This window comes from Niveibacterium terrae (genome assembly GCF_048213115.1).
Lineage (GTDB): Bacteria > Pseudomonadota > Gammaproteobacteria > Burkholderiales > Rhodocyclaceae > Niveibacterium > Niveibacterium terrae.
Genome location: NZ_CP172404.1, coordinates 823,750 through 833,956, shown reverse-complemented (window position 1 = coordinate 833,956; position 10,207 = coordinate 823,750). Strand labels below are relative to the sequence as shown.

Here is a 10,207-nt window from a genome sequence, read left to right as displayed (position 1 = left end):
GAGCGCGCTCTTTTGATGGTCGGCCTCATCACCCGCGCTGTTGCGAGGTTGAGGCTCAGAATGTTGGGACCCGGCCGGCACTTGTCGCGACGGATTCGGTGGGCGTTAGTAGTAACTACGACGCCTAGAACTGCGCCTGGATGGACAAGAACGCGCGGACATCCTTGTCTCCTTGCGTACTCACGATCGGGTCGATCGGCTTGGCCAGTTCCAGCGTGGCGAACAGCGTGCCGCTGAGGCTGGCACGCACACCGCCGCCGAAGGACGCAAGCGAGGCCTGCGCTGGCGTTTCGCCGCCCTGTGCGGCCCAGATGCGGCCGCCATCGACGAAGCCATAGAGCTGCACATTGCGCGGCAACCCCACCACCACATAGCGCAGTTCCAGTGATGCCGCGATGCCGTTGTCCGCCGTGATCTCGCCGTCGTTGAAGGCACGGCCAAAGTTCGCGCCCCCCAGGCTGAACTCTTCGCTTGCGAGCAGCCGCATCGCACTGAACTGGCCGCTCAGGCTGGCCAGCAAGCTGACGCGCTCGGTGACTTGCTGCAGACGAGTAAGATCCAGGGTGATTTTGGTGAAATCGCTGTGACCTTTGGGGCGCGAGGCCAGCGCATCGCCGTCGGACGACGCACCGAGCCCCGACAAACCCTGGTGCAGCATGCCGCGTATCGCAGTGATGCCGTTCCAGCTATCAGACAGGTCGTAGCTGAGGCCCGCGCGCAGGATGCGCAGGCGATCGCGCGTGAAGGCCTCGCCGGCCATGTCGGTATCCACATCCCGCGCCTCGAATTGGGCCACCGCGCGCAGGTTCTCGCCACGCGATCGAATCAGCGGCACAGCCACCGTCCCCAGCAAGCTGGTGACCTGGCTCTGCACGTCGAGCGCTTTCAATTCGCGCCCAGGCTCGGAGCGGGAGTAAGCGCCGGCAAGGCTCACCGAAGTCCCGTTATCGGCGATTTGCGCGTCGTAGCCGGCGTTAATGTCAGCGCTGCCGCCCACCGCCAGGGATGAGCTGGCAGTCAGCCAGACGTGGTCAGCGCGCTCGCCAATCGCGTTCCAGGCAAAGTTGCCGCCAACCTTGCCGTCGCCAAAGTAAGGCGAGATCCGGCTATCGAGCAGTAGGCCGCCATCGATCACCTTGCGGGCGCTGCGGACCACGATGACCGAGCCGCCTTGCTTGTCCGGCGAAGGCTCCAGCGTGCCACTCACAGTCAGCCCATGCAGATCGTTCGCCAGCAGCAGGCGACGTTCGATCTCTGCGATGCTGATCGGCCGCAGGTTGCGCAGGCCATTCATCAGCTTCTCTACTGCCACCCGCGCCGGGCCGATGTCGTCCTGAAAGACGATGTCGGCGATGAAGCCTTCCACCACCACCACCCGGAATCGACCGCCTTCAACCGTCTGCTGCGGCACGATCACCCGCGAGGTGACGTAGCCCGCGTTGCGATACAGCAATTCAAGCGCGTTCGCGGCTTCGAAGACCTCCGCCACCGACACCTCGCGGCCCACCAATCCGGCGTAGAGCGGCTGCAGCACGTCAGCGGAAAAGGCCGTTGCGCCCTCAACAGCGAAGTCCTTCAGAACGAAGCGCAGGTCTTTTGCGCCAGGAGGCACCTCAACCGCAGAACTTTGCGGCACCGTAACCTGTGGCGCCTCAAGCGCCGGCTGTGGCATCGCCGGCCGCGGCGACTCACGGCCGGGTTCAGCGCCAGGCGGCAGTCGTGCGGGAAGCGCTTGCGCGCGCGCCAAAGGCGCCAAACAGGACAGCACGGCAGCCAGCGCCAGCAGCCTGACAGCCGGACTAACGCAAGCAGGCACGCTCTTCGCAGAAGGCCAGGGATTCGCAACAAAGAGTGAAGTCATGGACGGGACCGTGCGTGAAGAAGGGGTCGATAGGTTTCCACCAGCAGCAGCAACGGATTGCTCGCGCAGCAGGCCAGTATCACATTCAGTGGGGGGTTCGGGGCTTAACGGCCCATTCAACACGAACTGAACCCCAGAGTTTGCATAGTGCTGCTTCATGCAGAACCGACGCCAGAAATCTGAACACAGCGACAGCTCAATGCCCGTCGTCTGAGATCCCCCGACGCGCTGATCCTAGAGAGTCCGTGGGCAAAGCCGAAGACCGGGCCGGAACCGGCAGGAGCCTAGCATTTTCTGGGAAGTGGATGGCGACTGGAGACCAGAGTCGGCTGTTTCGTAGAAGCGAGACAGGGGAAAGCTGGCACAGGCCATCGGAGCACATCTGAGAAGCTCGACGGTCAGGTTCGGCTTGGAGAACAGCCCTAAAAATCGCCGCTGGTCGGATGACAGCTATCATGGCTAACCGCCGTGCGCTCGTCGTTGGGGAGAGTCCACAACAGCGTTCACTGACTGCTTGTCTCGTCGTAGCGAGCGGCTGCTTCTGGATGGATGCCGATGAGTGCCTCGGTGCTCGTTAGCTGACGTCCACGGTCAGTTCTCCTCGGCGCCGTATGACCGCCAAGGCCGATAGCCCGCCCCCGTGTTGAACGACCGCTGCGTTCAATTTTCGCCGCTCACAGCAACGAGGCTCAACCTCCGTACAGGGTCGGGTCCCGTCTTTCGTTACTTAGGAAAGCCAACGTTCTGGAAGCCGACGGAGGGACGGATAGCTACGATCAGAAGGGCGGCGGGCATTCAACACGCAGCAGTGTCCCCGTTTTGGGATGCTCGAATTCGATCAGGCAGGCGTGCAACATCAGACGCTCAGCCTTGGCGCAGGATGCCGGAGTGCCGTAGAAATCGTCGCCAATGATGGGATGCCCCATCGCTTCCATGTGAACCCGCAACTGGTGCAAACGCCCGGTGATGGGCTCCAGCGCGATGCGCGAAACCCCAGGCACGGCAGCGCCATCAAGTACGCAATAGCGCGTCAGGCACGGCCGGCCCGTGGCGTGATCGACTTTCTGCTTGGGTGGGTTTTCCTGATCCACGCCGATGGGCAATTCGATCTCACCGGTGGCGGCAACGCTCCAGCACCCATCGACCAGGGCCTGATAGTTCTTTCGCACCCTGCGTTCCTGAAACTGGCGACTGAGTTCCCGCTGCGCCTTGGCGCCGCGCGCCATGACGACGATGCCCGAGGTGCCCATGTCCAGGCGATGAACGATCATCGCGTCGGAGAACTCGGCCTGTACCCGACGCGACAGGCAGTCTTCCTTGCCGGGTTGGCGCCCCGGCACACTCAGCAAGCCACTGGGTTTGTCGACGACGATCAGCTGATCCGAGAGATAGAGCACGGCCAGACCGTGGTGCTCGGGCGGACGGTAGGGAGTAGATGCCATGGCGCGGATTGTCTCATCGAGCTGCTCACTGAATCCCGAATGCGCCTGAATTGTTTGGCTATCCGAGATTCTGCTGACAGAGAACCAAGGGCAGATGTCGGGATTCAGTACTAAACCGGCCACTTGATTCATCAGCGTCAACGGCCGTATTGACCGAGAAGGTACCGCACAACGGTTGCGCAGAGGAGAACGCAACCGCTGCTCAGGACTCATCCAGTCAGATTGGGCAGGACCGGAACAGGGGCGCCATGCGACGGTCAGGACCACCGATAGAGGTCAGCAACGACCAGCAGGGCTGTCACGAGTGAGTAGGCAAGGGCAGAACATGCCATCAGCATTGCTGTTTTCGGTACACCCGCGGTACACCTGTCAGCTTCGAAAAATTGCGCGAAACAGCGCTAAAGCACTGAATTTACAAAGCATTCCACTTCGCCCAGCTTCGCAACATTTTCGTTATTTATCAATAACTTAAGGGGCTCCGCCCCAACTCATAATCCGTTGGTGCCGAGTTCGACTCTCGGGGGGCCATCCAAACCTGAAAAGCCAACCTCACGGGGTTGGCTTTTCCTTTTGATCATGAGCGACCGCATGCCCTCCGACGCAGCCCTCACGTCACCAGCGCGCGGGCCAACAGGCGCATCAGCAGAGCGAGCTGGGCGGGATGGTCGCTGGCGACGGGCGCTCCGGCGTGCTTGAAGCCGTCCGCGGCGCTGACGATCATCCGCGCGAGCTCATCTGAGCTCACGCCTAGCGCGGCGAGCCCGATCTCGCCGGCCCCGGCGGCACGCGCGAGTTCGCGGGAGACGCCTTCCAGCAGGCGGGCCTTCGCGGCGCCGGTGATGTCGGCCGCCAGCGCCGTGTTCGCATCGACGAGTTCCTGCCCGTGAGGGCTCTGCATGATCGGCGCGGTCAGGCCGAGCATGAAGGCCGAGAGCGCGCGTTCGATCCGCTCCAGCGCGCCGCCCGCGCCGGCGAAAGCCGCCTCGACCTCGGCCATCGCCGCCTCGTGCAGCCGGATCGAGACCGAGCGGAAAACCTCTTCCTTGCTGCAGAAGGAGAGATAGAGCGAGGCGCGCGAGATGCCCGCCGCGCGGGCGATGTCCAGCATCGCCGTCTTGCGGAAGCCGTAGCGCGAGAACAGCGCGATCGCAGCATCCTGGATCAGTCGGGTTTTCTGGTCGTTTGAAGCCATCAGCCATCTTGACACTCTGGACAGAGAGAGTCAAAGTGTCCAAATGGACACTTGGATCATATTTGTCCATCTGACAACTCATGGAGAATCCGATGGAACCCGAAGTCAAAGCCCCTCAGGACACGACGGTGCTCGTCACCGGCATCAGCGGCTTCCTGGCCCGCCACGTCGCACAGCAGCTGCTGCAAAAAGGCTATAGCGTACGCGGCACGCTGCGCTCGCTCGCGCGTGGCGCGGAAGTCGAAGAGAGCCTGCGCGCCGCGGGCGCCGACACCGGGAAGCTGCAGCTGTTTGAAGCCGACCTGCTCCGCGACGAAGGCTGGGCCGCGGCAGCGGCGGGCTGCGACACTCTGATCCACACCGCGTCGCCCTTCCCGTCCGCACTGCCCAAGAGCGAGGATGAGCTGATCCGCCCCGCCCGGGAAGGCACGCTGCGCGTGTTGAGAGCCGCGCACGCGGCCGGCGTGCGCCGGGTCGTGCTGACTTCGTCGATCGCGGCGACCAACTACGGACCGGGCAAGGCGCCCTTCACTGAGGAGGACTGGACCGACGTCGACGGCCCGCAGGCGACACCCTACTACAAGTCCAAGACCCTCGCCGAGCAGGCCGCCTGGGATTTTTCACGCCAGACCGGACTGGAGCTCGCCGTGATCAATCCGGCGATGATCCTCGGCCCGCTGCTGGGCGGTGCCCCCGGCACTTCGGTCGATGTGGTGCGCAAACTGTTCGGCGGGGAGTTCGCGGCCCTGCCCCGCTTCGGCATCGCGCTCGTCGATGTCCGGGACGTCGCCGACGCACACTTGCGCGCGATGGTCACCCCCGAAGCAGCCGGCCAGCGCTTCATCGCCGGCGGCCGCTTCCTGTGGCTCAAGGAAGTGGCCGAGATCCTGCGCGAACGCTTCCCCGAACGCTCAGGCAAGATCCCCAGACGGGTTGCCCCGGACTGGCTCGTACGCATCCTCGCGCATTTCGATCCGACGATCAGGCTGATCACCGGCGAGCTGAGCCGCGACCGCAGTGTCAGCGCGGACAAGGCGAAACGGCTGCTCGGCTGGGTGCCCCGCCCCGCCGAGGAAACGCTCGCCGCGACGGTAACGAGCCTGATCGCACACGGTCGTCTCTGAGATCCGTCCTCCTCTGCAGCGGGAATCCGGGCTTCAGAAAGAAAGCTGGCAGGAATCCGGATCCGGACGATACTCAAGAGCGATTCGCCCCGGGCGGGTGAACAGCTCCAGCAGAGGAGGTCAGCATGGGCACCGAAACAGAACGCGTCTCGGCAGGCAAGACCCCGACCGATGCGCCGCGCGAGGAATCAGCGACTCCGGACAGCCTGATTCCCTCGCTGGACAAAATCGACAACCGCGAGCCGGCCTATTACCGCTCGCTGTTCTTCCTCGAAAGCCTGGGCGGCGGCCAGGATGAGCTGCAGCCGCTCAAGGAACCGATCGATCCCTTCGACGACAGATGCCTGCCCGACGAAGCAACGACCCGCCCCGCGGTGGGCATGCTGACCGTCCACAAGCAGTCCTGGCGCCAGAAAGGTCTCGCGCTCGGCAACCTGCTGCAGTCGATCTGCCTCGCGCCGGGCGAAGTGACCCAGATCGCGGTGACGCGCTGGGAACGCACGACGACCGGCAGCAGCAGCGAGATCAGCGAGCAGGCCGAAGCCGTCAGCAACGAGGCCGAGCAGAACCGCGCGGTCAACGAGGTACAGAAAGCGGTCGCCACCGAGACACAATCCGGCAGCTCGTCGGTTCAGGCGAGGTCATCGAGCGTTCAGGCCGGCGGATCGTTCTGGTTCGCGTCGGCCTCCGCCGCATCGGCGAGCAGCAGCTCGATGACGGCCCAGTTCAGCAGCGGCAGCCGCAACCTCGCCGCGGAATCGACGAACTCGATCGCCCAGCACACGGCCGAAGCCTCACACGCGCTGCGCTCGCGGCGACAGTCGGTCGTCCGCGAAGTGACGGAACAGGAGACCGAGACCACGAGCTCGCGCATCCTCGCCAATTACAACCGCCGCCACACGCTGAACGTGCTGTTCTTCGAAGTGCTGCAAGCCTACGAGGTCAGAACCCGGCTCGACTCCTGGGAACGCTGCCTGTTCATCCCGATGGTGCCGCTGGACTTCGAGAAGAGCGGCGTCATCATCGCGCACCAGGCCGAACTGCTCGCGCTGTTCCGCGAGTTCGGGGCAACCGAAATGATCGAACACCTGAACCGCGCCCAGGGTCAGCAGGAGGCGGCCAGCCAGGCCATCGCCGCCTATGCGCACGAGAAGAGCACGATGCAGGACGCGCTGAAGCTGGCCCAGGAGTTCGACGCGGCGCAGAAACGGCTGGAAGAGGCCAAGGAAAGTCTGTCACAGGGTGAGCGCGGCCTCAGAATCAAAACCCAGGAGCTGGAGGATTTCAGCAAAGGACTCAGGAAGCTCGTAAGCCCCAGGCAGACCGAGCACCAGAAAAGCCTGATGGAGGGGATCGTCTCGCACAGCAAGGCGGAGATCGCCGACAGCACGCGCGCGCTCGACGAGATCCGCGCGAAATGGGCGGCCCTCGCTGGCCAGAGCAAGGATCTGCCGCAGATAGAATCCGCGGCCGAACAGATGCGCAAACGAATCGAAGAGCATGAAGCCAGGATCGCCGGCTACCGGATCCCGGTCGGCGAGATCTTCAACCGCCACCGCACTTTCCTGAGCCAGCAGCTGTGGCTCAGGATGAGTTCCTACCGCATCCACCGCATCCTGCAGGGCTTCACGATCCCGGAATCCGGAGACTCGCCCGCGCAGCCGCTCTCCTCGCTGGTCGATCCGCAACCGGTCGGCGTCTATGGCAACTATCTCGCCTTTTGCTGGGGTTTTCCGAAGACGGAAGCCGGTTATGCGGCGCGCGAAGCGTTCGCACAGAAACACCTGACCCGGCACGAAGCGGCGACGACACCCGACACCGAGGGGCTGGACGAAGACGGCGGCGCGATCAAACACGAGGTCTGCCTGCCGACCTCGGGCATCTTCTCGGAAGCCATCCTGGGCCAGGGGCTTGCCGCCGAGCTGATCGACAAGCGTTTCGCCGGCTGGAGCGATCCCGACAACAAGATCCCGCTGCTGCCGCCCAAGATCGCCGATCTGGTGTCTCGCGATCGAACGCATGGCATGGATCTGAAGCCCCAGGATTTCGCCGCCAGCCTGGCCCAGCTGCGCGCCGACAAGCTCGCCGACATCTCGCATATCGAACAGCTGCTGACCCAGCTCGGCAAGGGCGACATGTTCCGCAACATGGGCGGCCTCGAACAAGCCGCCAAGCTCGCCGAAAAGCTCGCGGACCTGAGCGCCGAGGAAGCCAACAAGGCCGGCGATCGTGCGGTCCAGCTGCAGACCAAGGTGCTCGATGCCTTCGAGAAAGTCATCACCAGCGATGCCGTCAAATCGGCGCTCGCGGACGCCATCGTCCCCGGCTCGGGCGAGGCGGCGAAGGCCATCGGAAAGGGCAAGGCCGCGACGACCGAAGCCGCCGGCAAGAAGTGAGCGACGCGCCAGGCCCCGAGCCCGCAGCTTCGGGGCCTGCGCTTCAGGCGAAGCGGCGGATCAGCGCGCGCAGGCTCTGCAGCGACTCGGCGTGCGAGAACTGCGCGATCATCAGCACGAGCTCCTTGAGCTGATAGAGCGGCAGCCTCTCCTTCCAGTCCGGCAGCAGAGGGTGGGCTTCCCTGTAGCCTTCGTAGAAGGCCTCGGGGAAGAGGCCGTACATCTGCGTCATCGCCAGATCCGCTTCGGGCAGGCCGTAGTGGATCGCCGGATCGATCAGATGGATCTTTCCGCTCCGGGCACGCAGCACATTGTTGATCCACAGATCGCCGTGGCAAAGAGAGGGTTTCTGCTCGGGGATCAGCGAACGGATCCGCGCGAAGAGCGTCTCGATTCCGTCCCTGTCCTGCCGCGTCAGCACCTGCCGGTTCGCCCCCGAGTCGAGAAAACAGAGGACGCGGTTCGCGTGGAAGAAATCGACCCAGTCCGCGGTCCACGGATTTCTCTGCGTCCAGATCCCGATGTAGTTGTCGTGCTCGTAGCCGAAGCGCTCCGCATGGACTTGGTGCAGGCAGCCGACCCGGGCGCCGAACTCGCGCCAGCGCGAATCCGGCAGCTCCTTGTCTTCGTCGCCCAGGTCCTCGAGGATCAGATAGTCGGGCGTCGCGAGCAGGACTTCGGGCACGGGGACGGTGCCGGTCGCCGCGAGATGGCGCAGCGCGTGCGCCTCGCGCGCGAACAGATCGGTCTTGTCGGTCATCGACAGCTTCGCGATGACACTGCCTCGGCCCGAATGCAGCCGGAAGACGTGATTCGCGGCCCCGCTCGTCAGGTATTCGGCACGGTCTATCCGGAGATCGATTGCGCGGCCGATCCGTTCGAGAAGCTCGCGACTCAACACCTTCGGGGTCTGTCCCTCCGCCATTTCCTGTCCACCTCCACGGGTTCCACAAAACATAACACGCGCCGCCGTCCGGAACGCCCCGGGACACGCCGATTTTGACGAAGCGCGAAGTCGGCAGCCCCGATCAGCACCACAGACCGCACGGCATCACTTGTCCTTCTGTGACGGGGCGAGGAATGCCCAAACTCGTTCGCGGCCTGCACCGCCACCCCGGCTTTCCTTTGCATCCATCCATTCGTCATCTACGCTGATTCGCATGCCGGTCGGGTAGTCGCGATCGATCTCCTCAATCGAACGGGAGTCCTGCGAAATGCGCCACTCAACACTTCTGCTTGCCGCTCTGCTGGCCACGATGCCCAGCGTCTCGCGCGCCGACAACGAAATGTCAGCCCGACACGCAGCGCGGCCGGTGCTCAGCTTCGTCGAGATGCAATCCCCTAATCTGGCCTATAACCCTCTGAAAACGCCTCCGGTCGAATACAAGGGTCTTCTCACCTTGAAGGGCAAGCTGAGCCTTCCGGCAGCCGAGCGCGGCTCGCAGCGCCGCTTCCCGGCGGTCGTGATCTTGCACGGCTCGTCGGGCGTCGATTCGCGCGGTGACTTCCATGCCGAAGCGCTCAATGCGGCCGGTATCGCGACGCTGCAGATCGACATGTGGGAAGCGCGCGGAGTCGTCGGGCTGACCAACCGCCCGCAGGTGCCGATCATCACCTACCCGGACACCTTCTCCGCGCTGCGCTATCTCGCCAGCCGTCCCGACATCGATCCTCAGCGCATCGGCGTGCTGGGCTTCTCGTGGGGGGGTGTGATGGCGATGGCCTCGGCGACCGAGAACGTCGCCGCGAATTTCGGGGGAACGCTCCGCTTCAAGGCCCATGCCGCGAACTACCCGGTCTGCTTCGGCTACAACAATCCGAATGTCCCCAACTCAGAGTTCGGCCGCCATGCCAACAACCCGCTGACCGGGGCGCCGATCCTGATCCAGATCGGCGACAAGGACGATTACGACATCGGCGTTGGCCCCTGCCAGAAACTCAGGGCCAGCCTGATCCCCGAAGAGAGGCAGAAGGTCGAAGTGGTGACCTACCGCGATCCGGTCCACGGCGTCTGCCACGCCTGGGACAGGTTGCAGATTCCGGTCAAAGCCTACGATCCATTCGGCCATCTGGGCGCGGACAGGTATGACGCGTCGGCCCGAGTCGATATTCAGCCCAACGTCGAGAAGGCCTACGAATCACGCGACCGAATCGTGCGCTTCTTCAAACACAGGCTCTGAGGACAAACGCAA

Annotated in this window: 7 protein-coding genes; 3 read left to right on the top strand and 4 right to left on the bottom strand. The window is 63.9% G+C overall.

Going from position 1 to position 10,207, the window contains the following annotated elements; all coding sequences use genetic code 11:
* Positions 1–124 precede the first annotated feature (124 nt).
* The 3 genes from ACHFB9_RS03885 to ACHFB9_RS03875 form a co-directional block, all read right to left on the bottom strand.
* Positions 125–1,861 (bottom strand): ShlB/FhaC/HecB family hemolysin secretion/activation protein, encoded by a 1,737-nt coding sequence (locus ACHFB9_RS03885; RefSeq protein WP_417069667.1) that lies wholly within the window; start codon positions 1,859–1,861, stop codon positions 125–127.
* A 776-nt stretch (positions 1,862–2,637) separates the two neighbouring features.
* Positions 2,638–3,435, bottom strand: a complete 798-nt coding sequence (locus ACHFB9_RS03880; RefSeq protein WP_417071329.1) for an RluA family pseudouridine synthase — start codon at positions 3,433–3,435, stop codon at positions 2,638–2,640.
* Positions 3,436–3,910: 475 nt separating this feature from the next.
* Positions 3,911–4,495, bottom strand: a complete 585-nt coding sequence (locus tag ACHFB9_RS03875; RefSeq protein WP_417069666.1) for a TetR/AcrR family transcriptional regulator — start codon at positions 4,493–4,495, stop codon at positions 3,911–3,913.
* A 92-nt stretch (positions 4,496–4,587) separates the two neighbouring features.
* Between ACHFB9_RS03875 and ACHFB9_RS03870 the strand changes: the two genes are divergently transcribed.
* Together ACHFB9_RS03870 and ACHFB9_RS03865 are read left to right on the top strand one after the other, a co-directional pair.
* The gene (locus tag ACHFB9_RS03870) at positions 4,588–5,619 is read left to right on the top strand and encodes an SDR family oxidoreductase (RefSeq protein ID WP_417069665.1); all 1,032 of its coding nucleotides are present in this window, start codon (positions 4,588–4,590) and stop codon (positions 5,617–5,619) included.
* Between the two features lie 125 nt (positions 5,620–5,744).
* Entirely contained in the window at positions 5,745–8,015 is a 2,271-nt protein-coding gene (locus ACHFB9_RS03865; RefSeq protein WP_417069664.1) for a hypothetical protein, read from the top strand.
* A 43-nt stretch (positions 8,016–8,058) separates the two neighbouring features.
* Here ACHFB9_RS03865 and ACHFB9_RS03860 read toward each other — a convergent pair whose 3' ends face one another.
* Entirely contained in the window at positions 8,059–8,940 is an 882-nt protein-coding gene (locus ACHFB9_RS03860; RefSeq protein ID WP_417069663.1) for a fructosamine kinase family protein, read from the bottom strand.
* A gap of 289 nt (positions 8,941–9,229) precedes the next feature.
* Between ACHFB9_RS03860 and ACHFB9_RS03855 the strand changes: the two genes are divergently transcribed.
* A complete protein-coding gene (locus ACHFB9_RS03855) occupies positions 9,230–10,195 on the top strand; it encodes a dienelactone hydrolase family protein (protein WP_417069662.1) in 966 nt (321 codons plus the stop codon).
* Positions 10,196–10,207 lie beyond the last annotated feature (12 nt).